Here is a 25,938-nt window from a genome sequence, read left to right as displayed (position 1 = left end):
ACTAGCTAAATTAGCGGTCGTTTCAATACTTTAATAAGGAGGGGAATGCGATGAAAAAGTGGCTAGTTTCCATACTTCTAATACTTATACCGACATTGCTAATTGGCTGTGGAAAAGATGATTCGGCTGAAGGGAAAAAGCAAGTACCAAACGATGGAATTTCTCAATCAGTAGTTAACACAATTAAAGAGAATAACGCAAAAGAAAGCGCAGAAAAAAAGCAAACTACTGAAAAAAAACAGAGTGATGAAAAAAAGCAAACCTCTGAAAAAAAGCAAAGTAATGAAGTCAAACAAGAGCAAAAGGAAAGCCCTAAAAAAGAGGAAACAAAAAAGGAAGTAAATAAAGCACCAATTCAAGAAAAAAAATCAAGTAGCACAGATAAAACACAAAAGAAGTCGAATGCTCCTCCGAAAGATACAAAGAAGAATGACGTTGCAACGACTAAAAAACCAGCAAGTGGCAAAAAGGATAAATATCAAACAGATCCAGTACCAAAGGATAAACCAAAACCAGTAGAACCTGGTGATACTGCAGTTGTACCTACTAAAAAATTAACTGCTACCATTTCAATTGTTTGTGACACGATTTTAAATAATATGGATAAGTTTAACGAAGATAAATTATCTGTTTTGCCAAAAGATGGCGTAATCATGGCAAAAAGAACAGTTGAGTTTTCAGAAGGAGAAAGTGTTCTAGATGTATTGAAACGTGAAACGAGAGCATCCAAAATTCAAATGGAAATGGAATTTTACCCGGCATATAATAGCGCTTATATTGAAGGAATCAATAATATTTATGAATTTGATTGTGGTGAGCTTTCTGGTTGGATGTACAAAGTAAATGGATGGTTTCCAAATTACGGAGCAAGTCGTTATGAACTAAAAGATGGAGATGTCATTGAATGGGTTTATACATGCGATTTAGGACGTGATGTCGGAGGGTATGTAGAAGGAGTGGAGAATCAATGAGGGATGCTTTCTCATCCTGCCATCCTTTCATAAATATGTTTTATTTTACAGCAGTCATTATTTTTTCAATGTTTTTTCTTCATCCTGCCCTATTAATCATTTCACTTTTAGTGGCAGTCATCTATTCAATTTATTTAAACGGTGTCAAATCGGTCAAATTTAATTTCTTTATGATGCTTCCAACAATGATTATTGCAGCGATCATAAATCCAACGTTTAGTCACGCAGGTGTGACGATTCTTTATTATATTGACGATGGGAATCCAATTACACTTGAATCAATTTTATATGGTCTTGCAGTAGCGTGTATGCTTGTTACTGTCATTAATTGGTTTGCTTGCTACAATGCCGTGATGACTTCGGATAAATTTATCTATCTATTTGGAAGAATCCTTCCAAGTTTATCATTAATATTTTCGATGGTGTTACGATTTGTTCCTAGATTTAAAATGCGAATAAAAGAAATTGCTGAAGCACAACGAAGTATCGGTAAATCTACCTCAAATGGCAATATATTTCATCGTATAAAAAATGGGCTTAACATTATTTCCATATTAGTTACTTGGGCATTAGAAAATGGAATAGAAACAGCCGACTCAATGAAATCTCGCGGTTATGGACTTAGAGGCCGTACTGCATTCTCAATTTTTAAATTCGAAAAAAGAGATCGAATCGTATTAGCGATCTTTATTGTTTGTACTACCATTATTTTAATTGGCACGTATCAAGGAATTACTTCTATTAAATACTATCCAGCCATTTTAATAAAGCCTTTAACAATATGGAATCTTTTTGTTTATTTTACTTACTTGTTATTTTTATTTACCCCTATGATTCTGAATGTAATGGAGGATTTGAAATGGAAATCTATCAAATCAAACAGCTAACCTTTTCTTATCCAGAAAGAGAATATAAAGCGATTGATGATGTTTCAGTTAACATAAATCGAGGTGATTTTACAGTCATAATTGGAAAATCGGGTTGTGGTAAAACAACATTATTACGACATTTAAAAACGATTATTACACCTCATGGAAATCGAAGTGGTGAAATAAACTTTATGAATGAACCAATTGAATCACTAGATTTACGAACAGTAGCGAGCAAAATAGGTTTTGTATCACAAAACCCTGATAATCAAATCGTAACTGATAAAGTGTGGCATGAGCTTGCATTTGGATTAGAAAGTCTTGGAATCGATAATCAAACAATACGGCTAAGAGTAGCAGAAATGGCTAGTTTTTTTGGTATTCAAAATTGGTTTTTGAAAAATGTAAGTGAGCTATCGGGTGGTCAAAAACAGCTACTAAATTTAGCGTCAGTTATGGCAATGCAACCTGAAGTATTAATACTAGACGAGCCAACCTCACAATTAGACCCAATCGCTGCGGCTGAGTTTTTGGAAGCAATTAAAAAGATAAATAATGAATTAGGCGTTACGATCATCTTAACAGAACATCGATTAGAAGAAGTTTTTCCGATGGCTGATAAAGTAATCGCAATGGAAAACGGTAAGATAATTGTTCACGATACACCTGTACGTGTTTGTGAATGCTTAATGAACGAAAAAAATGATTTAATAAGTGCGTTGCCAAGTGCCATGCAAATCTATTCGAGCTTGCCTAGTAATGAGGAATGCCCAGTAACCGTGCGAGACGGAAGAAATTTTTTAGATCATTTACTTAATGGTAAATCAATAAAAGAACAGAATTCTCAAGTGAAAAACGATATGAATAACAACGAAAACGCCATTGAATTGAAAGATGTATGGTTTAAGTACGAAAAAAATGGGACGGATATTTTAAAAAGTTTGTCTCTTAAAATACAAAAAGGTAAATTTTATGCCATTATGGGTGGAAATGGAACAGGAAAATCAACAACTTTATCAGTAATAGCAGGAAATAATAAACCTTATCGTGGAAAAGTTTTACTAAATGGAAAACCAGTTGCGAAATACAATAATAAAGAGCTATTTCATAAAAATTTAGGTGTACTACCTCAAAATCCTCAAAGCTTATTTGTGAAAAAGACTGTAGAGCTTGATTTAATTTCGATCATAAAGGATCGAACATTAAGTGAAGTGGAGATGAACAAGAAAATTTCAGATGTTTCTATCTTAGTTGAAATAGAGCATTTGTTAAAGGAACATCCTTATGATTTAAGTGGCGGAGAACAACAAAGAGTAGCGTTAGCAAAAATATTACTTTTAGAACCTAAGATTCTATTATTAGATGAGCCTACAAAAGGATTAGATAACTGTTTTAAAGAGAAGTTTGCCAACATTTTAAAAGAACTAACTCAAAATGGTGTTACGATTTTAATGGTGTCACATGATCTGGAATTTTGTGCAAAACATACAGACAATTGTGGACTATTTTTCGATGGTAATTTAATTTCGGAAAGTACAACTACAGAATTCTTTGGTGGTAATAGTTTTTATACAACTGCAGCAAATCGCATCTCTCGCCAATATTTTAAAAATGCCATAACAAATGAGGATGTGATTGCATTATGCAAGATGGCAATGCAATAAAATCAAGAAAAAGAAGTATGCTAGCCACCTTTCTAATTTTAATAGTAATTCCCCTAACAATTGCATGCGGAATCTTACTATTAAATGACAGAAAATATTATTTGATTAGTCTTCTAATTATTTTCTATTCGATGCTTCCATTTGGAATGGTTTTTGAAAAACGTCGACCTCAAGCAAGGGAGTTAATTGTGATCGCAGTACTATGTGCGATTGCCGTCGCTGGAAGAGCAGCCTTTTTTTGGATCCCCCAATTTAAGCCAGTTGTCGCAATCGTCATTATTGCCGGGGTAACCTTTGGAGCTGAAAGCGGATTTTTAGTTGGAGCAATGTCAGGCTTTGTATCAAATTTCTTCTTTGGTCAAGGTCCATGGACACCATGGCAAATGTTTTGTTTTGGAATCATTGGATTTATTGCCGGACTAATATTTCACAAAGATAGGCTTCCAAAAAAAAGGCTTATCCTTTGTCTTTTTGGTGGATTATCAACATTTTTTATCTATGGCGGAATCATAAACTTTGGCGCACTATTAATGTGGTCTTCACACCCAACTTGGAAAGCTCTCCTAACTACATATCTATCCGGAGTTCCTTTTGATCTAGGTCACGCTTTAGCAACGGTCATCTTTTTAGCGATCCTTGCTAATCCGATGATCGAAAAATTAGAACGAATAAAGAAGAAATATGGCTTAGTAGAAAGTCGATAAGAAAAGTAAATATCGATAGCCTCTATCATTTACTGAAAACATAACATTTGGTTATGTTTTTTTGTATATTAAGAAAGTATAAATTGGCAGCGGAGAAGATCAAACGACGTAGTTTTCAATTTTAGGAATTAAGTATAAGTGCAACTACCCCTCTGTCTTCGCCAATCGGAGAGTTTTCTTTATTGTAAAGTAATAAATGTGAACTTTTTATGAAAATATTACCGGGGGTCTACGAAATAAAATTATGATAGTATTTTTATAAGGAGGGGACGAGAAATGGAATTTAAAAAGGCAAATTACATGTTAATTGGGGTACTTATTTTATTAAGTGCATTAAAATATATCGATGTTGTACGCAATTTAATAAATAAATCAAATGAAACTTATTACGTGCTTTTCGGAGTAGTGATCGTAATAACTGGTATAATTTTTGTATTAAGTCCTTATTTTATGAAGAATAAACAAAGTGATTTTTCTATTGAAGGTTAAACTAATGTGATCCTAAATTAAGAAAATGTCTATCTTAATTTAGGATAAGATCTAAATTATAAACTTCTATCTAACATCTTCTAAAACTCTCCAGTTCCAAGAAAATCTATCCATTAAAAGTTTACTATGTAGAATATTTAACAAATGATTGGTGACTCTATCCGTATAAATGAAGAATTGGTATTTTACGGAAAGGAAGTCTAACGAAATATGTCAACATGGTCCCAAATATATAATCCTTTACATAATATTTGGCTTTCTGCATTAATGGCAGCTATTCCAATTATATTTTTTATTATCGCATTAACAGTTTTAAAACTAAGAGGTTATATAGCAGGTGCATTAAGCATTATTGTTGCAGGTATTGTTGCAGTTTTAGTTTATGGAATGCCAATTAAAATGATTGTGTCATCTGCTGTATATGGAATATTGGCAGGGATTTGGCCAGTTGCATCAATCGTACTAGCAGCAATATTCCTATATAAACTAACTACTAAAACTGGTCAGTTTAGTATTATTCGAAAAAGTATCGCATCCATAACGGAAGATCAACGAATTCAAGTTCTTTTGGTGGCCTATTCATTCGGCGCATTTTTAGAAGGTGCTGCAGGATTTGGTGCGCCTGTTGCCATTACTGCTGCGATTCTAGTTGGGCTTGGTTTTAATGCATTAAATGCTGCGGCGATCTGCTTAATCGCAAACATTGCTGGTGGAGCATTTGGAGCAATGGGAATACCTGTTAATGTACCAGCACAATTGACTGGTCTTGATGGACTTACAGTTGGTAGATATACTGCTCTAGTTCTTCCACTAGTAAGCATTTTAGTACCATTTTTACTTGTATTTATCATCGATGGTTTTAAAGGAATTAGACAAACACTTCCAGCCATTTTAGTTAATGGAATTTCATTCGCCATTACACAATTTGCTGTTTTGTATTTTTTAGGCGCAGAACTTGCTGATATATTTGCAGCAATAATAAGTTTAGTTGCAGTATCATTATTTTTACGCATATGGAGTCCAAAAGAAATTTATAAAATTCAACAAACAGAAAGTAAAGCTTCAAACGCAGAAGAAAGATATTCATTTAATCAAATCATCTATGCATGGTTACCGTTTATTCTACTAACTGTTTTTGTGACAATTTTTAATTTAAACTTTATTAAAGCTCTATTTGCACCCGGAGGAGCACTGGCGAAACTTGTATTTTTAATACCTGTACCAGCTTTGAATAATTTAATTATTCGAAAACCGCCAATTGTTCCAACTGATACACCTTATGCAGCCGTTTATAAATTAGATTTATTTTCGTCAACTGTAACGGCCATTGTATTAGCAGCTATTTTAACGATTATTATTTTTAAATGTAATTGGAATTTAGTTAAAGAGACCGCCAGTGAAACTTTTAAAGAATTAATATCACCAATACTAACCATTTGTAGCGTCTTAGCTTTTGCCTACATTTGTACCTATTCAGGAATGTCATCAACGCTTGGACTAGCGTTCGCATCTACTGGAGACAAGTTCCCACTATTCTCACCAATACTTGGTTGGATCGGCGTATTCCTAACAGGTTCCGTTGTAAATAGTGGATCATTATTTGCACCATTACAAGCCGTAACAGCAGCACAAATCGGAATCCTCCCAGAAACAATGGTTGCCGTAAACGTAATGGGAGGAACAATGGCAAAAATGATTTCCCCACAATCAGTAGCAGTCGCAACAGCAGCAGTTGGCCTTGTTGGACAAGAATCAAAGCTCTTTAAAATGACAGTAAAGTACAGCCTGTCACTATTAGTTTTAATAGGTATTGTTAGCTGGACTATATTTTAAGGATAGGAATTTGAACCATAAGATATTATTTCTTATGGTTTTTTTTGCGTTTTCAAACGTATTCACATTGAAAGATAAGGGCATATGCTCAAGCTTACATAGGGCCAGATTATGTCATGAAGGAAAATAGATAGCGTATGCACAAAAACGATTAGCTTATAGATGAAGAACTGTAGCTTATGCACGAAAATCAGTTCTTTATGAACAAAAACAACTACTTTATGAGCAAAGTACACATCTTTATGAACAAAATACATATTTTGTTCGCCTTTTCCTCAAATCGAAACACTATAAAAAGGACTAAACTCCAAGGTATAAAAAATTTAATGTAATAAAAATTGATTTTGTAATTGACACTGATAATCATTATCATATAAAATTACAATTGAAAATGATTATCAATATCATGAAAATGATTGATTCCCTTATTTAAAATAAAAAGCTCGAATTAGAATAGAAGAGCCATTAAGGAGGCCGATGATGGATAAACATTTTATTATTTTAGAGCCGTTTCATCAGCAAGTAACATGTTGTTGTCCAGGTCAAAAGCATCAACACATGATTGAATTCAATGAAGGTGATTTATGGACAATGACAAGTGAGAGAAAGTATGTGGATTGCTTAGGTTGGTATTATTTAATTGATAATAACAGTGATTTTGAGTTTTATTTACATGTTGAAGATATAGAAGGTTTATATGAAAGCGGAGTACTTTGTTCATTGTGGGATATTGACCTTAAAATAAATCATTTGAATTTTAAAATAAACGAAGCACTTGATGTGAATGATCGAGAAGCATTTCTAACAATGGCAAATGATTTACGTAGTTTAAAAGAATTAAAGAATAGATTTTTTACAAATAAAGATGCTGTTTAAATAATTGTCATAAATAAAAACGTAAGATTTGAGGAGAGAGAAAAATGGCTAAAATTTTAATCGCTTTTGCAAGTATGTCAGGTAATACAGAGGAAATAGCTGAGTTAATTAAATCAAGTATAGATACAATGGGACATGATATTGAGATGAAAGAAATTGAAAATATTAATACTCAGAAATTATTAGAATTTGATGGAATCATATTAGGAGCTTATACATGGGGTGATGGAGAGCTTCCGTATGAAGTTGAAGATTTCTATGATGACCTTGAAAACTTAGAGTTAACTGGTAAAAAAGCAGCTGTATTTGGCTCTGGTGATCACGCTTATCCTAAGTTTTGTGCTGCAGTAGACATATTAGAAGAGCGATTAAAAGAATGTGGAGCTGAAATAGTAGAGGAAGGATTAAAAGTAGAATTCGCACCAGAAACAGAAGAAGACATAGAGAGTTGTGTCACATTTGCCATTAGCTTTATTAGCCAATTCGAAGACCAATTAGAGGGAACTGTATGAATAACATGTTCAGTTCTACAGCAGTAACAAGAACTGAAAATGGTAGTACGATTATAGCTACTGTAAATAATGGAATCATCATTGACAATGATGGAAACCGAACATTTAGTTTCCCTACAATAAAAAATCAGATTCGTGATTTAAAATGTGTAGGAAGAACAATATATGGTGTTGGCGATAATGGGATATTCATAAAGAGTATAAACGAAGGGAAAGACTGGAATATCGAACAGTTTCCTACAAAAGCGAGCGTATGGAGCGTATGCTGTAATGCAAAAGGACTTGTCGTAGCGCATGGAGATAAAGTAATTTACATATCAACAAATTATGGTGAGACCTGGAAGATTATTTCACCATTTAAAGTCAACAAACCACCTTCCATTCGCTCACTATGCTTACATGGAAATACATTATTTATCGGAACAAAAATTCATCCAATTAATGGTGGCATTTGGATGTTAGACTTAGGAACATTTAAAATCACTCGAGTAAAAACAGAGTCTGATAAAATGATTTCATCAATGCTAGTGAATAAGGATTTACTAATAACGGTAAGTGGTTCATGTAGGGGCAGAAACGGAGTTGTAGAATATTCTTCAATCAAAAGTCTTTACGCAGAAAATGGACGTTGGGATCAATGCCACAGTACAATCAACAATGGAAGTTACTTAGATATTTGTGCACATAACGGAATCGTCTACACTAGCTCAAGTCAAAATGATTCTGGTTACAGCACCGTTTCAAGAGTATATTTAGAAAGTCAGCTAATTGTCCCATGCGATTACGTAAAAGGTCATGGCTGGAGAATCTGTAATGAAAATGAAAACTACATTGTAGCTGGACAATATGAAACTAGATTTTTTGAGAAAGATTCGAAAAGAGTGTGTTAATAAGGACAGGGAAAATGGAAGCTCCGATCGGGGCTTCTATTTTTTTGAGTATAGGTCTATTTGAAAAAAATAGGATATTCTCCTAAATTATATAAACGGTATGAAAGGCATCAATAGAATGATGGAATCAAAGTATATTGATATTTTTATTGCACTACATGGCAAATTCCTTGAACAAGGAATTTATATAATAACTGTCTAATATATATTTTAAAATGTATAAAACCATAATGAAATTTGGAATAAAAGGAGATTAATATGTTCGATTTCATTTACCCGATTTTACCTTTATTAAATATGTTCTTTTTTATGGCACTTGTCATTTACATCATTTTGAAGATTGGTAAGAAGTTCAACAAAAAAAAATTGCGAGTTTTTGGGAGCATATTAATAGTTTATGTAGCTTTTGTTGTCTTGGTTGGAATCATATCTTATTTTGAATAGATCCCCTTAATACCCAACTAGTTTGGGTATTTTTTATTTGCTATTTGCACTAAATCTCATGAATGCTACCTATTATATTGATACTCCCGACTTTATTTGAAGTATAAGAAAAAGGGTCCCTAAATAAGAGACCCTCATGATTTTCATAACTCTATTCTGCAACGACCAAATGTGTATCTGTCTTATTAAATTTAGAAATAAAACTTTTATTGATTTGAGAATCTGTAATAATATAATCAATTTTTTCAAGTGGTGCTATGTGAACAGTGACGTTTTTACCAAACTTAGTGCTGTCAGCTGCTACATAATTTATGTTTGATAACTCGATTATTTTTTTCCTTGTAATAGCTTCTTCTAAATTATAATCAGAAATTCCTTTTTCGATTGTAATTCCACTGGCGCAAATGAACGTCTTTAGAATATTTAATTCATTAAAATTAAATAAGTAATCGTACGTTACAACCGATTGTTCATTTCGTCTAATTTTACCACCGATGATGATCAGCTCAATTGAACTATTTATTAGTTCATTGATGATCGGTATTGAATTTGTAACGACTGTTAAATTCTTTTTATCCCTTATAAACTTCGCAATTTGCAGTGTAGTAGAACCACTATCTAAATAGATACAATCTCCATCTTCAATATGTTCAGCACATTTTTTGGCGATTTTTTCTTTTTCCTCTAAGTGGCTTACCATTCTTTCTTCCATAGAAGATTCAAAAAACTTCGATTCTGCTATTTTCGCGCCGCCATATATTTTCTCTATTTTACCTTGTTTCTCCAGTAGGTTTAAATCTCTTCGTAATGTATCAGTCGATATATTTAGAGCTTCCGTTAATTCAGTTATTTTTAAAACATTGTTTGATTTTAATAAATCAATTATTTTGTTTTGTCTTTCAAGTGGAAACATAACCTCACCTATTTTCGTATTTAATAATATGTGCTTACAGTTTAATTGAAATGAATGCATATTTTCAATAGTAGTAATGCAAATATTTGGTTAAAAGAATGTAAATATATGCATAAGTTATGCAAAAGTTACTTATAATTTACATATTATTTACTTAAAAAGCTAATTGGATTTACATACGAATTCTATACTTAGGTTGTACTTAAGGAGGTGAACAGTTTGCTGAAACTACAAAACGTAAGCAAACAGTTTGATAAAAAAGTCGTATTATCGAATATAAATCTTGAAATTAATACAGGAGAAATTGTTTCATTACTTGGTCCAAGTGGAAGTGGAAAAACAACATTATTAAACCTTATTTTAGGACTAACTCAAATGGATCAAGGACAAATAATTTTTAATGATGTAGATATTACTAAAACACCAATGAAAAATAGAGGATTCAATATTGTTTTCCAAGATTATGCGCTTTTTCCTAACTTAAATTCTTATGAAAACATAGTTTACGGTTTAAGAAATAAGAAAGGTCTTGTTTCGGATCAAGAATTACAAGACTATATTGACTTTTTAGAGTTAAAGCCACATTTAAATAAGAAAATAGGGGAACTTTCTGGAGGACAAAAACAAAGAGTCGCACTTGCTAGAACATTAGTAACAAAACCAAAAATCTTACTATTAGATGAGCCTTTAAGTGCACTAGATGGTGTCATAAAGGAATCAATTAAAGAGCGCATTAAATCGATTGCAAGAGAATTTAAACTAACAACTATTATCGTTACACATGATCCAGAAGAAGCTTTAACTTTATCAGATAAAATTTTAATTATTAATGAAGGTAAAATCTCACAATTTGGTACGCCAAGCGAAATAATAAATGAACCAAAGAATCGTTTTGTAGAGGAGTTTATATTAAAGCAGCTACAAATTAAGAGACATAATATTTACAACTTATTTGGTGAGAAATATGCATAAAGTTAAACCAGAAATGCGAATCATTTATATAGCAATATTCCTATTATTTATCTCATTTCTATTAGTGCCATTAATTTCATTATTTTATCGCTCTTTTGAAACGGATCATGGTTTTGGGATAAGCAATTATATAACAATTCTTTCAGATAAAAACTTAGTACAAGCAATTGTTAATAGTATAAAGGTTTCTACTCTAACTGCTTGTATCAGTACAGTCTTGGCCTTTATTCTGGCCTATTCGATTAATTGTACAAAATTGATTCAGCCTTTAAAAGGATTTATGAAAATCGTTATTCTCATTCCAATGTTACTTCCAACAATCACATATGGATTTGCGATTATTTATTCCTTTGGACAACAAGGATTAATAACAAAATTAATCGGAAGAAATCTATTTGAAATTTATGGTTTTAATGGATTGTTAATCGGATATGTAATCTATACATTACCAGCTGCTTTCCTATTAATTAATAACTCTTTTAAATATATTGATAAAAAATTTATGGTTGTATCTGAACTAATGGGTGATGGTCCATTTAGAAGTTTTAAAAATACAATTATTCGCCCGTTACTTGGTACGCTTGGTGGAGCTTTTGTTCTTTCGTTCATTTTAAGCTTTACAGATTACGGTATTCCAGCTTCTGCGGGTGGTACATATTACGTTGTAGCTACCCAGTTATATCAAGTTATGCTTGGAGCGATTCCTAATTTTAATAATGGTGCAGTCATTGCGGTATTAATGCTTGTTCCAGCTGTCTTTGGAGTTTTATTGCTAAACTATCTTGAAAAATTCAATTTTCATTATGACAAGTTTACAAATGTTGAAATGATCCCCAACAAGTTACGAGATATTAGTTTTGGAATAGTTTCCACAATCATCTTAGTTGGGATTCTATCAGTATTTGCAGTAATGTTCATCGTACCATTTTTTATTAGTTATCCATTTAAATTAACTTTTACGCTACAACATTTCGTCGATGCTTTTCAATCAAGTGATTTAATAGGAGTTTATAAAAACTCGTTATTTGTCTCAATCTTAACAGCGGTTTTAGGAACGATTGTTGCATATAGCTCGGCATTATTAAATGTTCGAACAGCTATTAAACATAAATCTAAGCTAGTCATTGATTTAATTTCAATGCTAACAAACACTGTTCCAGGTATGGTTTTAGGTTTATCGTATTTACTATTTTTCAATAATAGTAGTTTAAAAGGAACATTCGCGATCATCATTCTTTGCAATATTGTTCACTTCTTTACTACACCATATTTATTAGCGAAAAACTCATTATCCAAAATGAATCCTGGCTGGGAGACTACTGGGGAACTAATGGGAGATTCATGGATAAAGACAATATACAGAGTTGTTTTACCGAACTCTAAATCAACCGTTTTTGAAATGGTTAGCTACTACTTTATCAACTCAATGGTAACGGTAAGTGGGATCATTTTCTTAATAACAGCTGAAACTTCCTTAGTTGCAAGCAAAATTAAAGAGCTACAGCATTTCCAAAAATATGATGAAATATTTGTTTTATCTCTACTAATCTTTTTCACGAACTTAATCGTTAAATTCATCTGCGACTATTTTCAACGTAAAAGCGTTATTCAGGGGTAATCAACAAGTTTAATAAAAAAACAAAAGAGAGAGGTTATTTTATGTTTAAGAAATTTAGGGGAATTATGTTGTCAGTATTCGCATTATGTTTGGTTTTTTCATTAACTGCATGTAATAGTTCAAAAACGAATGCCTCAGGAAAAGTTGTTATTTATACAAATGGCGATGAAGAAGCTATTACATCAATGGAAAGTGCATTAAAGAATGCAGGTTATGAAGGGAAATATGTATTCCAAACATTTGGTACTTCTGAATTAGGTGGAAAACTTATGGCTGAAGGCGACAAAATCGAAGCAAATTTAGTAATAATGAGTTCATACTTTTTAGATAGTGCTCAAGAAAAAAACAATATGTTTGAAGACTTAACATTTAAAACAAATTCATTAGAGAAATATCCTGCGTTTTATACACCAATTTTAGCTAACACGGGAGCGATCTTTGTAAATACGGAAGTAATGAAAGAAAAAGGATTACCAATGCCAACTTCAATTAAAGATTTGGCAAAACCAGAATTCAAAGGTTTAGTTTCAATCCCGAACATCATGGATTCTTCAACTGGATGGTTATTAATTCAAGCGATTATTACGCAATATGGTGAAACAGAAGGTAAAACAATTTTACATGATTTAATTGCAAACTGTGGTCCACATTTAGAAAGCTCAGGTTCAGGTCCAATTAAGAAAGTAGAAGCTGGAGAAGTTGCAGCAGGATTTGGATTACGTCACCAAGCAGTATTAGACAAAAATGCAGGTTTACCAATTGACTATGTGGATCCTACAGAAGGAAACTTCTCACTAACTGAATCAGTAGCAGTTGTTAAAAAAGACAAGAAATCAAATGAATTAGCAACGAAAATGGCAGAAGTTATTATTAAAGATGCTCGTAAAGATTTAATCAAAGATTACCCAGTTGCTTTATACAATGGAGAAACTGTTAGCGACGAACATAAACCAGCTCATTCTATGAAATTTAGTCAACCATTATCAGTTAAATTATTAGAGGATCACCAAAAGTTCTTTAACGCTGCAAAATAATTATCAAGGGGATGAAGGGTCATGAAAAATTATAAATTACTAACACCAGGTCCATTAACAACTACAAATACGGTCAAAGAAGAAATGCTCTTTGACCGATGTACTTGGGATAATGATTATAAAGAAATCACACAGAAAATTAGAACTCAGCTTTTAGATTTGGCAAAAGCTTCAAAAGAAGATTATACAGTTGTATTGATGCAAGGCAGTGGTACATTTGCAGTTGAATCCGTTATTAGTTCAACAATCTCTAAAAATGACAAAGTATTAATTGTGACGAATGGTGCTTACGGTGAGCGTATCGTAAAAATGGCTAAGTATATAGGTCTTAATTTCGTTCAATATAGCATTGCATATGATGAACTTCCAAAAGAGGAAGATCTAAGAGATATCCTTGAAAAGGATCAAGCTATAACACACATCGTGATGGTTCATTGCGAAACAACAACTGGTATTTTAAACCCAATTGAAATGGTAGCTGAGCTTTCAAAAGAATTTAATAAAACATTAATGATCGATGCAATGAGTAGCTTTGGTGGCATTGAAATTGACGTGCAAAAACTGGAAATTGATTATTTGATTAGTAGTGCCAATAAATGTATCCAAGGTGTTCCAGGATTTGGCTTTGTCATTGCAAAACTTGAGAAACTTGTTAAGTGCGAGGGAATTGCTAGAAGTTTATCTTTAGATTTATTCGATCAATGGAAGGAAATGGACAAGGATGGTAAATGGCGATTTACTTCTCCAACGCATGTTGTTGCAGCATTTTCAAAAGCGATTGATGAATTAATTGAAGAAGGCGGAGTTTCAGCTAGATTTGCACGCTATCAAAATAATAACAGCCTTTTAAGAAAAAGACTGAAAGAAGTTGGCATTCACGCTTATATAAATGAGGAAAACCAATCACCGATTATTACAACGTTTTTATTCCCAAGTGAACAGTTTAGCTTTGAAAACTTTTATTACTTCATAAAGGAAAAAGGATATGTGATCTATCCTGGTAAGCTAACTGATGCTGATACATTCCGTGTAGGAAATATAGGCGAAATTTATGAAGAAGATATTCAAAGTTTATGTAACATTATCGAAGAGTATATGGGAGTGTTGACGAAATGAATAAAGTAGAAGGAATTATTTTAGATTGGGCAGGTACAACAGTTGATTTTGGATGTTTTGCACCAGTAAATGTGTTTATTGATATTTTTAAAAATGCCGGAATTGACGTAACAATGGAAGAAGCTCGTGCACCTATGGGAATGCTTAAAATCGATCATATTCGTGAAATGCTATCAATGCCTAGAATTTCTCAGCTTTGGATTGAAAAATACGAGAGACCGTTTAATGAACAAGATGTGAATATACTTTATGCAAACTTTGAACCAGCTCTATTGTCGTCACTTTCTGATTATGCGGAGCCAATTCCTGGAGTCATCGAAGCAGTACAGGAATTAAGAAATCAAGGACTTAAAATAGGTTCAACAACAGGATATACAAATAAAATGATGGATGTGGTTGTTCCAAATGCTGAGAAGAAGGGCTATTATCCAGACTTCTATATTACACCTGATGATACAAATTCATTTGGTAGACCTTATCCATATATGATTTATCACAATATGGAGGTGTTGAAATTAACAGCTCCTTGGAAAATTGTGAAGGTGGGAGATACAATTTCAGATATTAAAGAAGGAATTAATGCCGGTGTGTGGTCTGTTGGTGTCATTATAGGAAGTTCAGAAATGGGACTTAGCTTAGAAGAGTTTAATAGCTTAACAGAAAGTGAGAAAGAAGCAATCATTTCGAAAACTGAACAATCATTTATACAAAATGGTGCAGACTTCACGATTAAACAAATGAGTGAGTTGCCTGCGTTAGTTGAAAAGATAAATGAAGGAATTTTAAAAGGGAATAAGCCTAATGCTAACTAATCACTTTAAAAGAGAAGGCGATATTAACTCGAGTCAACTACGCACAGAATGGATGGATCAATTAAATTTGATTAGTAAAGAAGTCATTCAAGCTGACGAGTTAGTTTTTGTAAAGCAATCGATGTCTACGCCTTGTCTTAATGGGATTGTAGATGCAAAAGGAAGCTATTTAATTGATGTGAATGGGAATAAATATCTAGATTTTCATGGAAATAGCTCACATCAAGTGGGATATAAAAACCCGTATGTAGTTGATGCAATCAAAAGACAAATTGATGAACTTCCTTTTATTCCAAGAAGATTTACAGCTGAAATAGTCATTAAAGCTGCAAATGCATTAATAAACAAAACAACTTCAAAAGATTATAAAGTATTATTTACGCCATCTGGAAGTGCAGCAGTTGGATTAGCTCTTAAAATTGCACGAAAAGTGACTGGACGTCATAAAGTTATTTCATTGTGGGAATCGTTCCATGGTGCTGGTTTAGATGCGATTTCAGTTGGTGGAGAATTTGTTTTTAAAAAAGATATGGGTCCTCTTATGCCTGGTACATTAAAAGCAATTCCTTTTAATGGATATCGTAATCTATTAAAAAGTGAATCCCATGAAGATGTAGCCAATTTTTGCCTAGACCATATTGAATATATGATTGAGCACGAAGGTGAAATAGGAGCTATTCTTTTAGAACCAATTAGAGCAACGGATACACATATTCCACCAAAGTCCTACTTTAAGAGACTAAGAGAGATTTGTGATCGACACGGAATTTTATTAATATTTGATGAAGTTCCGACAGCTTTAATGAGAAGTGGCAAGTTTTATGTCCATCAAAATTTTGACATCGAACCTGATATTTTGGTTCTTGGAAAAGGTCTAGGTGGAGCGGTAATTCCTCAAGCGGCTGTACTAACTCGTACTAAATATGATGTTGCTGAAGAAATATCACTTGGTCACTATACACATGAGAAACCAGCATTAGGGTGTGCAGCGATTTGTTCAACAATCGAGTATATAGATGACTATAACTTGGAAGAAAATTGCCATATCCAATCTAAGTACGTAAAGACAAAACTAGATGAGCTTTATGGGAAATATGAGGAAATTGGCGATATTCGAGTTGCAGGTCTATTAATCTCAATTGAACTAGTTAAGTCTCGTAAAACAAAAGAAAAGAATGATGAATTAGCTGAAGAAATTCTTTATTACTGTTTAAACAATGGACTGTCATTTAAGCTTTCAGGAGGTAATTGCATAACTTGGCATCCACCTTTAATCGTTACAAAAAATGAGCTAGAGTTTGCTGTTGGACTTCTTGAAGAAGGCTTGAAAAGGTTTAGTTAATTCGGATAAGTGTAGCTAATATTTAGCTACACTTTTTTTATGAAAATGATAGGGTAGGAGAGTTCATAATGACTAGTAAGTTAGTAAGTAGAGAACAAGGTGATATTAATTCTTCAACGAATAGAGATACTTATTGGAATCGTAATTTAAGTGAAAAGGCTAGAGAAATTTTTGAAGAAGATCAACAATACTTTTTACACCAAAGTTTAAGTACGCCTGTTTTAAATGTATTAAGTAAATGTGACGGGGCTTATTTATATGACATGGATGGAAAGAAATATTTAGATTTACACGGAAATGGAGTACACAACGCAGGATTTAATAATGATTATGTTATTGAAAAAGTAATCGATGCTCTCAAGGAAAAAAAAACCTTTACTCCAAGGAGATATACAAATGAACAAGCCATAAACCTTGCCAAAAAGCTAGTTAAAATAACACCAAAAGGATTAGACCGTGTCTTATTTGCACCTGGTGGATCAGAAGCAATAGAAATGGCTGTCATGCTAGCAAAACAAATTACTGGTAAATGGAAGACAATTTCCTTTTGGGATTCATATCACGGAACAGGTTTTCAAGCAGCAAGCATTGGTGGCGAAGAACTCTTTAAAGGCGGAAACGGTCCGATGGTTCCTGGTGCATTGCACGTTGAATTTCCTAACTATTTAAGAAATCCTTGGAATTTTACAAATCAAGAAGATGTCGATAATGAAATAATTCGCCAAATGACATTACTTTTCGAAAAAGAGGGAGAAATAGCTTGTGTAATTGGTGAACCAATCAGCGCTACTCCAGTTATGCCGAGCAAAAATTTCTGGCTGAAAGTAAAAGAGTTATGTAATAAGTACGGAGCATTACTGATCTTTGATGAAATAATAGAAGGGTTTGGAAGAACAGGAAAAATGTTTGCGTTCGAACACTATGTTACACCAGATATTTTAGTTTTAGGAAAAACGCTAGGTGGAGGACTATTTCCCTTTGCTGGCATCATGACAAAAGAAGAATACAATATACTAGAAAATCGCTCAATTGGACATTACACACATGAAAAAAACGGAATTTGTGCCACTGCCGGTTTAGCAACGATTGAATATATTGAAAATGAAAACTTAGTAGAAAACGCAAACCGATTAGGCCAATATTTAATAGAAGAACTTCGAAAAATGGTTGCTCGATACGATATCGTAGGTGGCGTAGACGGAATCGGATTTCATTTAGGAATTGATATCGTAAAAAACAAAGATACAATGCAAAGAGGAATTGAAGAAGCCGAATCAATCATGTATATGTGCATGGAAAATGGACTAGCATTCAAGTTGATTGAAGGTAATATTATAACAATGCGACCATCTCTTATATTAACAAAAGAAGAAGTGGATTTTATTTTAAAGACGCTTGAGGGTGCAATTAAAAGGGTTGTTAGTGGAGAAGTGTATAAATAGACAAAACTAGAGTGCCCGTTTTGGGGCCTCTTTTTGTGTTGGTAAATATGTTTTTGGGTGATTGTGGAATCGCAAATAAAAAGGCGGAATCGCAATTAAAATCGTGGAATCGCAAATAAAAATGGGGAATCGCAAATAAAATTATGGAATCGCTAGTAAAAATGCAGCATCGCAAATAAAATCGTAGAACCGCAAATAAGCTAAGAAAAAACCCATTATTACGACCAAAATTAGCACATTAGTAGATGCTTTTAAAAGTAAACTAGCAAATTATCTTTAATTCCTTCTAAATTTAATAAAAAATGGATACAAATCTCTTAATAATATAAAAAGAAGTTTAAAAATAACAGTTACAAATGAAACGGGAAACTAAAATACTCTCTCCACGTTTTCAAATCAAAATAAAAAAGAACTGCCTAATAATCAGACAACCTGAATTACTAGACAACCCTTTATATCTATCACATAATTTTTATTTCACTAATCCGCCTCTTAACTGAGTTACACCAAATTCTAAGTAGCATTTTAAACAGCTAAGCATAAAAACCCAGCCTTCTTTATTGTCGATTAAATGATGAACATATTTATCGTCGCTTTCATTAAAGCCTTCTTCGACTACTTCAATGATCGTGCTATCTTTGTCTTGTTCATTTAATGTAATTGTTACGATATTTCCTTCTTCTGTAGGTCCCCAAGCAAACACGATCTTCTTATTTGCCTCAACCTCGATGATCTTTATTTTACCTTCTGCATTGTAAAGATCGTATTTTAAAGTAATTACTTTTCCTGTTTCCCATCTTTCAGAGCTTGAAGAGAACCAAAAATTACCGATTTTAGCAGGATCAACGAAAGCTTCAAAAATATCATCTGCCGGTTTGAAAATTTTAAACGTAGTAACATTATTCATATAAAACAACTCACTTTCACAATATGTAATATGTATCATCATTAACTATTAAATTTATTTTAAACTTTTATCGCTGAATTGGGAACTTTAAGTCGTAATATTCTGTGAATAAACTTTATCTTTCTAAAACACATTCCCGAGCTACAATATAGTTTATCAACAAAAAACAGTAGTTTATCAATAAAAATCCTCACTATATCAACAAAAAACACCATTATATCAACAAAGTTCACAACTTTATCAATAAAGTACATATTTTGTTCGTATTTTCTAACTCAATCAAAAAAGGATAGGCACAAGCCTACCCCTCTCTTAATATCGGTCCGATTCATGCCCCATATTTTTCGCTTTGTCAGAAGCGACATCAGCGGCTTCGGTACTCGTGTGTTCAGATCTATTGCTATTTGCTTTTTCTAAACCTTCACGTACTCTTCGTCCATATTCTTCGTCGGCTTTTGTAAAGTAGCCAACCATCGTTTCTTGAATATGAGGTTTACATATTTTTAATGCATCGACTAAATTTGAAACTAATTCATTTTTCTCAGTTTCGTCAAAAGCACGATATGTGTTACCAGCTTGGATAAAGTCATTCGGTCGATCAATTTTTTGACGTACAAGTTTATTATTGTAGGAAGGCTCATGATCCTTTCCAGTTTTCGGTGCTTCTTTTAATCCACCTAATGATGAAGGCTCATAGTTTACATGAGGATTTTGCCCCGGACCAATATCAACTTTATACTCCATTTGACCATCGCGTTGATTTGTAGCTACATGAGTTTTTGGTGAATTAACAGGTAGTTGTAAGTAGTTTGTTCCAACGCGATGACGTTGTGTATCCGAGTAAGAAAATGTACGACCTTGAAGTAATTTATCATCTGAAAAATCAAGTCCGTCAACTAGTACACCTGTCCCAAATGCAACTTGTTCAACTTCTGCAAAATAGTTTTCTGGATTTTTGTTTAGTACCATTTTTCCAACAGGTAAAAAAGGGAACTTCTCTGGGCACCAAAGCTTTGTAGGGTCAAGTGGATCGTAATTAAGCTCCGGATGTTCATCATCACTCATGATTTGTACACATAATTCCCATTCTGGAAAATCGCCTTTTTCAATTGCTTCGTAAAGGTCTTGAGTTGCGTGATTATAATTAGTCGATTGGATTTCGTTTGCTTCTAGTTGCGTTAGATTTTTAATTTCATGCTTTAGCGGTTCCCAGTGGTACTTAACAAGAACAGCTTCTCCATCTTGATTAACCCACTTATATGTATTAACACCAGACCCTTGCATTTGACGATAGTTAGCTGGAATACCCCATGGTGAAAATATAAATGTAACCATATGAAGAGATTCAGGCGTTAAATGAAGAAAGTCAAACATTCTTTCAGGGTCAGGAAGATTTGTTACTGGATCCACTTTGAAGGAGTGAACCATATCTGGAAATTTCAATGGATCACGGATAAAAAAGATTTTTAAATTATTCCCGACTAAATCCCAGTTACCATCTTCAGTATAAAACTTTGTAGCGAAACCTCGCGGATCACGTAAAGTTTCAGGGGAATGTCCACCACCCACAACCGTAGAAAAACGAACGAATACAGGTGTGTTTTTACCCTTTTCTTGGAACAATTTTGCTCTAGTATATTTAGCAATCGGGTGGTCTCCAACTTTTCCATAAGCTTCAAAGTACCCATGTGCACCAGCACCACGAGCATGCACAACTCGTTCTGGAATTCGTTCACGGTCAAAATGAGAGATTTTTTCAAGAAAGTCATAGTTTTCTAAAGTTGTTGGTCCTCGATTACCAACTGTTCGTACATTTTGATTATCAGTAACCGGATGGCCTTGTCGATTCGTCAATATTTCATCATTATCATTGTTTGCTTGATTATCCATAATTTGCCCCCATTTATACAAATTCAAAATTTAGAATGTCCATCTATTTGGAAGGATATGCAAATTTTTCCTGTTTGTTAAAACGTCTTTTTGAAAAAGTTTACAACTTAGATACATTTCATGTTTAAGTTCGAAACATTGATTCAATATCATGGAGATAGAAAGTGAGAGGAGGAATTAAAATGAAGAAAAAATTAGTAAAAGCATTAGTTTCAACTATGGCATTATCAGGAGCATTATTATTCTCAAATGGAGTAGTAGCACAACCAACTCATGCTAGTGCAGCAGTGGTAAGTGCTCCAATTAGTGTATATAAAGTAACTGCAAGTGTATTAAATGTACGCAGTGCACCAAACACAAGCTCAAAAGTTGTAGACACATTAAGAAAGAATGATCAAATCGAAATTGTGAAATTCTATAATGCTAGCTGGGCACAAATTAAAACAACTACTACCAAAAACGGAATTGCATATGTAAGCACAAACTACTTACAAAAGATCCCAACTATAGTTTCAACAAAAGCAAATTTAAATTTACGTACTGGTCCTAGCACAAAAAATAAAGTTCTTACAGTAATACCTAAAGGTGCAAAAGTTAGTTTCCTTGGCTATCAAACAACTGGGAAAACCCAAATCGATTACAATTGGGCAATCGTTTCTTACAATGGAAAGAAAGGATTTGCTAGTACTCAATATTTAAATATGAAGTAAGGTTATTAAACTATTTTCATACCGCTTAAGTAAATAACTTTGATTTTATCCAAAACAGAAGTTTAAAATATGATCTTCACTATTTGTTTCATTGTTCTATTTCCCCATAAACTGAGGGTGTCCCTAAAATTTAGGGGCATCCTCATTTTTATTTTAATAGTGTAAATAAGAAATCAGAAACTACAACTAGATGTGGACGTGCAAATAAAAGATTGAAATGTGCAAATAAGAATCGTAGAACTGCAATTAAATGTCGAAGTGCAAATAAAAATAGAGAAACTGCAATTAAAATTGTAAAACTGCAATTAAAATAAACAAAACTGCAAATAAAATTAGTAAAACTGCAAATAAATTCCCAAGCACCCCAAAATAGATTAGATATTACCCATACCAGTTAGGGTATTTCCCCTTAATAATTGTTCAAAAGTAGTTGCACGAAACTAGAAAATTAATAAATTTGCCCAAATTCTTCTTAAACAGCTAAAAAAGTAAAGAATTCTACTAAATTTCAATTAATTGAGACCATAAAATTCACTCTAATTAAAAAACACAACGAAAATACCCCTGTTTTGCTTCTACTCATCAAAAATATATCTCAAAATAAATAGAGGCAGCCTGTTAGTCAGTAACGGTGACTTTTAGGACTGCCCCTTTTCCTTATATAGAATTAAAAAGGAAGTACTTCATATGCTAATTTATTAATAATCTCTTTATGCTCGGGATATTTCTTATGTAATTGTTCTCTAGTAAATAATTCAAAATCCTTAAAATCAAAGCCTGGTGAAACCATGCATCCTACTAGTGAAAAAGTATTTTCTTCCATAACTGAGGATCCGAAAATTGAATTTTTTGGAACTAAATATTGTAGAACTTCTCCGTTTTCTAAATTTAATCCTAATTTGATTTCTTCGTATTGACCATTTTCATGGATAACATGAATTGTTAATGAACTGCCTGCGTGGAAATACCATAATTCATCAGATTTTAGTCTGTGAAAATGAGAAATATCATGTGATTGTAGTAAAAAGTAAATGCTAGTATAAAGCAATCTGTGGTCATCAAAATTTACGGATAATTCTTGATCTGAAATTTGTTCTTTTGATTGATAGGTAGATTTGTAATATCCACCTTCTGGATGAGCTTCTAATTTAAGTTTGGAAATCCAATATTCAGGATTCATGTTTACCATTTAATTAACCCCCAAAATGTATACTCTACTTCTACATATTACAGTATTCTTTATTAGATTGTTGATTTCAGTAAAAAAATATGAACTATTTTTTCTGGATATAAATGAATATCTGAGTTCTCAGAATTTTGGTTAAATGGGCAGAATTTTCCCAATATACAAATTACGATAAATAGATTACATTAAACTTATTAAGAGAAAAAATATGGAGCGGAAGTTCGATGTTTAAAAAAGGAATTTTATATTTATTGGCGTTCTTTACAATTTCACTCATTGTTAATCAAACCATTTTATCGAAAGAAGAAAAACCAGTAGTTCAATTTGAACTTGCAGATAAAAATATACCGTATAAAATAGCAAATTATTCTTGGGGAAAATTATTGGATAAGGATAAATTAGTAAATGTTTCAGATCAAAATATTAAAGAAGATGCAGCTATTCCTGCCTTTCATGGGGACCTTATAAAAATTCATTTTTCAGAGCAACCCGAAAATATAGAAGTTTTAGAGCGAACCGCCACTAAAAATTCATATATTTATAACCAAAATTTAGATAGTAAAGGTAGCTATTCTTTTGCACTTGGTTCTAGAAAAGGGGAAAGAGTATATGAAGTAAAAGGTATTTGGAAAGGGAATAATTATTTTACTTATTTGATCAAAGTAAAGATTATATGAAAAAATTACTTCAAGCTAGAAGTAATTTTTTTAGTTTTAAACGATTTTCTAGCATTCTTTCCAGCTTTTAACCCTATGCTCATTTTTTTCCTTAAAACATGTATTTTAAGAAACGATTCATTTCGAAAAAAAGTTGAAATGAGGTATAATATGAAATAGAGAATGTTTGGCTATCCTTTAGTAGTAAGAGTTAGCTATAGTAATTGTAAAGAATGTCAAACATAGTAAATTAATCGTAGATTCAAAGTTGAAAGAGAGTGGGACAAGATGGGTCGTAAATGGAATAATATTAAAGAAAAGAAAGCTTCAAAAGATGCAAATACTAGTCGTGTTTATGCAAAGTTTGGACGTGAAATATATGTAGCAGCGAAGCAAGGTGAGCCGGATCCAGAATCAAACCAAGCTTTAAAAGTTGTTCTTGAGCGTGCGAAAACATATAGTGTACCAAAGCATATTGTTGATCGTGCGATTGAAAAGGCAAAAGGTGGTTCTGAAGAGAGCTTTGATGAACTTCGTTACGAAGGATTTGGACCTAATGGTTCGATGGTAATTGTTGATGCATTAACAAATAACGTAAACCGTACAGCTGCAGAGGTTCGTGCTGCATTTAGTAAAAATGGTGGTAATCTTGGCGTAACAGGTTCAGTATCATATATGTTCGATGCAACTGCTGTAATTGGACTTGAAGGTAAAACTTCTGATGAAGTACTTGAAATTTTAATGGAAGCGGATGTTGATGTTCGCGATATATTAGAAGAGGAAGAGGCAGTTATTGTTTACGCTGATCAAGACCAATTCTATTCTATTCAAGAAGCATTTAAAAACGCTGGTATTACAGAATTTACTGTAGCTGAATTAACAATGCTAGCTCAAAGTGACGTAGCATTACCAGAAGATGGACTAGCTAAGTTTGAAAAAATGTTAGATGTTCTTGAAGATATAGAAGATGTTCAACGTGTTTACCACAATGTAGACTTAGGTGAATAATAATTAAAAAAAACATAAAATAAACGCTTTCGTTTAGGTGATTTGATATTCATCTAGATGGAGGCGTTTTTTATTTCAACAATATAAAATTGACTCAAATGAGTACTCAATTTTTACGAACCATAACTGGCAGACAGGAAAATAGTAATGTAAGAGAGAATAGTATTGTTAGCTAAGATTTGCGTGGAAATTATCGAATATTATATTCAATTTGAGGAGAACCATACATATGAAAAAATTTATGAAGGTTGTAAAATCCGCAGCTCTAAGAATTGGTGTATTTTTGTTAGTTTTAGCAACTCCGGTAGGCATTTTAATGAGCTTTAACGCCAATGAGCGTAATAAAATTGAGGAAGAACAAGGAAACACTTTTTATGAACAATATATTGGTGAAAAAGGATTAAAGTTAGACGAGCAACGTAGAAATGCCGTAATTCAAGTTAATAATCAATCTGTAGATTTTAAAGCTGGAGGGAAAAATAGTGACTGAGACAATTGAAAAAGAAAAATTTACGCATAGGCAATTTGCTGTATCATGTTTTAACAAAGTGTGGGACTTACTAGAATTAGAAAACCGTTCTCCTAGTGAAACAGAAGAAATGGTTCATTTATGTCACAGTTCATTTTGGCATTGGACAAAAGTAGAGGAGCATACGCCAAAAAATGTGTCGATTGGATATTGGCAATTATCAAGAGTATATGCTGTGATCGGACAAGGGGATACAGCTTTAGACTACGCAGAAAAATGTATTAAAATTAGTTTAGAGGCGGAGTTGGAGCCATTCTACATAGCATATGCATATGAAGCTTTATCAAGAGCATGCGCAAAACTAAGTAGAGTTACAGAAAGTCAAGCTGCTAAAACAAAAGCGCTTGAATATACACAACTTGTAAAGTATGAAGATAGTAAAGAATTATTAATGAAAGATTTAGAAACAATCTAATTGATAAAAAGAAAAAGTAGACTTATAAGATTGAGAAGAAACTACATATGACTTAAATGGGAGGTCTCAAAGTCAGAGTACTTAGAGACTTCCTTTTTTTATAAATTGAGTAGGGGAAAAACGCAAAATTTACAAT

The 25,938-nt window shown here is 32.8% G+C and carries 24 protein-coding genes and 1 pseudogene; 21 read left to right on the top strand and 4 right to left on the bottom strand.

Features of this window, described 5'->3' with window-relative positions; translation table 11 throughout:
• The first annotated feature begins 50 nt into the window (after nt 1-50).
• The 9 genes from CN601_RS15285 (at nt 51) to CN601_RS15245 (ending at nt 8,808) form a co-directional block, all read left to right on the top strand.
• Nucleotides 51-971, top strand: coding sequence for a DUF4430 domain-containing protein (locus CN601_RS15285; RefSeq protein WP_098171526.1), 921 nt, complete (start codon nt 51-53; stop codon nt 969-971).
• Nucleotides 968-1,858, top strand: coding sequence for an energy-coupling factor transporter transmembrane component T (locus CN601_RS15280; RefSeq protein WP_098171525.1), 891 nt, complete (start codon nt 968-970; stop codon nt 1,856-1,858). The genes CN601_RS15285 and CN601_RS15280 overlap by 4 nt, the downstream gene beginning before the upstream one ends.
• On the top strand, nt 1,831-3,504 hold the full coding sequence (locus tag CN601_RS15275; RefSeq protein ID WP_098171524.1) for an ABC transporter ATP-binding protein: 1,674 nt from the start codon (nt 1,831-1,833) through the stop codon (nt 3,502-3,504). Before CN601_RS15280 ends, CN601_RS15275 begins: the two co-directional genes overlap by 28 nt.
• Nucleotides 3,483-4,208, top strand: coding sequence for an ECF transporter S component (locus CN601_RS15270; RefSeq protein WP_098171523.1), 726 nt, complete (start codon nt 3,483-3,485; stop codon nt 4,206-4,208). The genes CN601_RS15275 and CN601_RS15270 overlap by 22 nt, the downstream gene beginning before the upstream one ends.
• 276 nt (nt 4,209-4,484) lie before the next feature.
• Nucleotides 4,485-4,697 carry a hypothetical protein gene (locus CN601_RS15265; RefSeq protein ID WP_098171522.1) on the top strand — a complete coding sequence of 71 codons (213 nt, stop codon included), beginning with the start codon at nt 4,485-4,487 and terminating at the stop codon, nt 4,695-4,697.
• Between the two features lie 210 nt (nt 4,698-4,907).
• Nucleotides 4,908-6,530 (top strand): lactate permease LctP family transporter, encoded by a 1,623-nt coding sequence (locus CN601_RS15260; protein WP_098117043.1) that lies wholly within the window; start codon nt 4,908-4,910, stop codon nt 6,528-6,530.
• A gap of 480 nt (nt 6,531-7,010) precedes the next feature.
• Nucleotides 7,011-7,406: a hypothetical protein gene (locus CN601_RS15255; RefSeq protein ID WP_098171521.1), complete on the top strand. Its 396-nt coding sequence runs from the start codon at nt 7,011-7,013 to the stop codon at nt 7,404-7,406.
• A 44-nt stretch (nt 7,407-7,450) separates the two neighbouring features.
• Nucleotides 7,451-7,918 (top strand): flavodoxin, encoded by a 468-nt coding sequence (locus tag CN601_RS15250; RefSeq protein ID WP_098117045.1) that lies wholly within the window; start codon nt 7,451-7,453, stop codon nt 7,916-7,918.
• Nucleotides 7,915-8,808, top strand: a complete 894-nt coding sequence (locus CN601_RS15245; RefSeq protein ID WP_098171520.1) for a WD40/YVTN/BNR-like repeat-containing protein — start codon at nt 7,915-7,917, stop codon at nt 8,806-8,808. The genes CN601_RS15250 and CN601_RS15245 overlap by 4 nt, the downstream gene beginning before the upstream one ends.
• A gap of 595 nt (nt 8,809-9,403) precedes the next feature.
• Here the strand turns inward: CN601_RS15245 and CN601_RS15235 are convergent.
• Complete coding sequence (locus tag CN601_RS15235) at nt 9,404-10,165, bottom strand: DeoR/GlpR family DNA-binding transcription regulator (RefSeq protein ID WP_098171518.1); 762 nt, start codon at nt 10,163-10,165, stop codon at nt 9,404-9,406.
• Between the two features lie 219 nt (nt 10,166-10,384).
• Here CN601_RS15235 and CN601_RS15230 point away from each other — a divergent pair, with 219 nt between their 5' ends.
• The 7 genes from CN601_RS15230 to pbfA (CN601_RS15200) all read left to right on the top strand — a co-directional run bounded on the left by CN601_RS15230 (nt 10,385) and on the right by pbfA (CN601_RS15200) (nt 18,501).
• Nucleotides 10,385-11,137: an ABC transporter ATP-binding protein gene (locus CN601_RS15230; RefSeq protein WP_098171517.1), complete on the top strand. Its 753-nt coding sequence runs from the start codon at nt 10,385-10,387 to the stop codon at nt 11,135-11,137.
• Nucleotides 11,130-12,755, top strand: a complete 1,626-nt coding sequence (locus CN601_RS15225) for an ABC transporter permease subunit (RefSeq protein WP_098171516.1) — start codon at nt 11,130-11,132, stop codon at nt 12,753-12,755. The genes CN601_RS15230 and CN601_RS15225 overlap by 8 nt, the downstream gene beginning before the upstream one ends.
• A gap of 41 nt (nt 12,756-12,796) precedes the next feature.
• Nucleotides 12,797-13,789: an extracellular solute-binding protein gene (locus CN601_RS15220; RefSeq protein WP_098171515.1), complete on the top strand. Its 993-nt coding sequence runs from the start codon at nt 12,797-12,799 to the stop codon at nt 13,787-13,789.
• 21 nt (nt 13,790-13,810) lie between these two features.
• On the top strand, nt 13,811-14,905 hold the full coding sequence (gene phnW / locus CN601_RS15215) for a 2-aminoethylphosphonate--pyruvate transaminase (RefSeq protein WP_098171514.1): 1,095 nt from the start codon (nt 13,811-13,813) through the stop codon (nt 14,903-14,905).
• Nucleotides 14,902-15,717 carry a phosphonoacetaldehyde hydrolase gene (gene phnX / locus CN601_RS15210; protein ID WP_098171513.1) on the top strand — a complete coding sequence of 272 codons (816 nt, stop codon included), beginning with the start codon at nt 14,902-14,904 and terminating at the stop codon, nt 15,715-15,717. The genes phnW and phnX overlap by 4 nt, the downstream gene beginning before the upstream one ends.
• Entirely contained in the window at nt 15,707-17,059 is a 1,353-nt protein-coding gene (gene pbfA, locus CN601_RS15205; RefSeq protein ID WP_098171512.1) for a (R)-1-hydroxy-2-aminoethylphosphonate ammonia-lyase, read from the top strand. Before phnX ends, pbfA (CN601_RS15205) begins: the two co-directional genes overlap by 11 nt.
• 68 nt (nt 17,060-17,127) lie before the next feature.
• Nucleotides 17,128-18,501 (top strand): (R)-1-hydroxy-2-aminoethylphosphonate ammonia-lyase, encoded by a 1,374-nt coding sequence (gene pbfA / locus CN601_RS15200; RefSeq protein WP_098171511.1) that lies wholly within the window; start codon nt 17,128-17,130, stop codon nt 18,499-18,501.
• A 472-nt stretch (nt 18,502-18,973) separates the two neighbouring features.
• On the opposite strand, the gene CN601_RS15195 is transcribed toward pbfA (CN601_RS15200), so the two are convergent.
• Entirely contained in the window at nt 18,974-19,408 is a 435-nt protein-coding gene (locus CN601_RS15195; protein WP_098171510.1) for an SRPBCC family protein, read from the bottom strand.
• A 312-nt stretch (nt 19,409-19,720) separates the two neighbouring features.
• Nucleotides 19,721-21,280, bottom strand: a pseudogene (locus tag CN601_RS15190) (catalase); the annotation flags it as partial.
• A 200-nt stretch (nt 21,281-21,480) separates the two neighbouring features.
• Between CN601_RS15190 and CN601_RS15185 the strand changes: the two are divergent.
• A complete protein-coding gene (locus tag CN601_RS15185) occupies nt 21,481-22,008 on the top strand; it encodes an SH3 domain-containing protein (protein ID WP_098171508.1) in 528 nt (175 codons plus the stop codon).
• A gap of 667 nt (nt 22,009-22,675) precedes the next feature.
• On the opposite strand, the gene CN601_RS15180 is transcribed toward CN601_RS15185, so the two are convergent.
• Nucleotides 22,676-23,197, bottom strand: a complete 522-nt coding sequence (locus CN601_RS15180; protein ID WP_098171507.1) for a cupin domain-containing protein — start codon at nt 23,195-23,197, stop codon at nt 22,676-22,678.
• Between the two features lie 221 nt (nt 23,198-23,418).
• Here CN601_RS15180 and CN601_RS15175 point away from each other — a divergent pair, with 221 nt between their 5' ends.
• The 4 genes from CN601_RS15175 (at nt 23,419) to CN601_RS15160 (ending at nt 25,802) form a co-directional block, all read left to right on the top strand.
• Complete coding sequence (locus tag CN601_RS15175) at nt 23,419-23,871, top strand: hypothetical protein (RefSeq protein WP_098171506.1); 453 nt, start codon at nt 23,419-23,421, stop codon at nt 23,869-23,871.
• Between the two features lie 267 nt (nt 23,872-24,138).
• The gene (locus CN601_RS15170) at nt 24,139-24,858 is read left to right on the top strand and encodes a YebC/PmpR family DNA-binding transcriptional regulator (RefSeq protein WP_098117062.1); all 720 of its coding nucleotides are present in this window, start codon (nt 24,139-24,141) and stop codon (nt 24,856-24,858) included.
• A 229-nt stretch (nt 24,859-25,087) separates the two neighbouring features.
• Nucleotides 25,088-25,348: a hypothetical protein gene (locus CN601_RS15165; RefSeq protein WP_098171505.1), complete on the top strand. Its 261-nt coding sequence runs from the start codon at nt 25,088-25,090 to the stop codon at nt 25,346-25,348.
• Nucleotides 25,341-25,802 carry a hypothetical protein gene (locus tag CN601_RS15160; RefSeq protein WP_098117064.1) on the top strand — a complete coding sequence of 154 codons (462 nt, stop codon included), beginning with the start codon at nt 25,341-25,343 and terminating at the stop codon, nt 25,800-25,802. Before CN601_RS15165 ends, CN601_RS15160 begins: the two co-directional genes overlap by 8 nt.
• The last annotated feature ends 136 nt before the right edge of the window (nt 25,803-25,938 follow it).

The sequence above is a fragment of the Bacillus sp. AFS017336 genome (assembly GCF_002555445.1).
Taxonomy (GTDB): Bacteria; Bacillota; Bacilli; order Bacillales; family Bacillaceae_G; genus Gottfriedia.
The sequence above is the reverse complement of the archived record's forward strand: the minus strand, read 5'-3'. Positions and strand labels throughout refer to the sequence as shown.

Coding starts and splice junctions, on each gene's coding strand:
- CN601_RS15260 (WP_098117043.1), top strand. CDS start 4,908: ATGTCAACATGGTCCCAAATATATAATCCTTTACATAATATTTGGCTT.
- CN601_RS15220 (WP_098171515.1), top strand. CDS start 12,797: ATGTTTAAGAAATTTAGGGGAATTATGTTGTCAGTATTCGCATTATGT.
- CN601_RS15180 (WP_098171507.1), bottom strand. CDS start 23,197: ATGGTAAACATGAATCCTGAATATTGGATTTCCAAACTTAAATTAGAA.
- CN601_RS15265 (WP_098171522.1), top strand. CDS start 4,485: ATGGAATTTAAAAAGGCAAATTACATGTTAATTGGGGTACTTATTTTA.
- CN601_RS15195 (WP_098171510.1), bottom strand. CDS start 19,408: ATGAATAATGTTACTACGTTTAAAATTTTCAAACCGGCAGATGATATT.
- CN601_RS15280 (WP_098171525.1), top strand. CDS start 968: ATGAGGGATGCTTTCTCATCCTGCCATCCTTTCATAAATATGTTTTAT.
- CN601_RS15285 (WP_098171526.1), top strand. CDS start 51: ATGAAAAAGTGGCTAGTTTCCATACTTCTAATACTTATACCGACATTG.
- CN601_RS15235 (WP_098171518.1), bottom strand. CDS start 10,165: ATGTTTCCACTTGAAAGACAAAACAAAATAATTGATTTATTAAAATCA.
- CN601_RS15245 (WP_098171520.1), top strand. CDS start 7,915: ATGAATAACATGTTCAGTTCTACAGCAGTAACAAGAACTGAAAATGGT.
- CN601_RS15170 (WP_098117062.1), top strand. CDS start 24,139: ATGGGTCGTAAATGGAATAATATTAAAGAAAAGAAAGCTTCAAAAGAT.
- CN601_RS15270 (WP_098171523.1), top strand. CDS start 3,483: ATGCAAGATGGCAATGCAATAAAATCAAGAAAAAGAAGTATGCTAGCC.
- phnW (WP_098171514.1), top strand. CDS start 13,811: ATGAAAAATTATAAATTACTAACACCAGGTCCATTAACAACTACAAAT.
- CN601_RS15250 (WP_098117045.1), top strand. CDS start 7,451: ATGGCTAAAATTTTAATCGCTTTTGCAAGTATGTCAGGTAATACAGAG.
- CN601_RS15275 (WP_098171524.1), top strand. CDS start 1,831: ATGGAAATCTATCAAATCAAACAGCTAACCTTTTCTTATCCAGAAAGA.
- CN601_RS15175 (WP_098171506.1), top strand. CDS start 23,419: ATGTTTAAAAAAGGAATTTTATATTTATTGGCGTTCTTTACAATTTCA.
- CN601_RS15165 (WP_098171505.1), top strand. CDS start 25,088: ATGAAAAAATTTATGAAGGTTGTAAAATCCGCAGCTCTAAGAATTGGT.
- CN601_RS15225 (WP_098171516.1), top strand. CDS start 11,130: ATGCATAAAGTTAAACCAGAAATGCGAATCATTTATATAGCAATATTC.
- pbfA (WP_098171511.1), top strand. CDS start 17,128: ATGACTAGTAAGTTAGTAAGTAGAGAACAAGGTGATATTAATTCTTCA.
- pbfA (WP_098171512.1), top strand. CDS start 15,707: ATGCTAACTAATCACTTTAAAAGAGAAGGCGATATTAACTCGAGTCAA.
- CN601_RS15255 (WP_098171521.1), top strand. CDS start 7,011: ATGGATAAACATTTTATTATTTTAGAGCCGTTTCATCAGCAAGTAACA.
- CN601_RS15185 (WP_098171508.1), top strand. CDS start 21,481: ATGAAGAAAAAATTAGTAAAAGCATTAGTTTCAACTATGGCATTATCA.
- phnX (WP_098171513.1), top strand. CDS start 14,902: ATGAATAAAGTAGAAGGAATTATTTTAGATTGGGCAGGTACAACAGTT.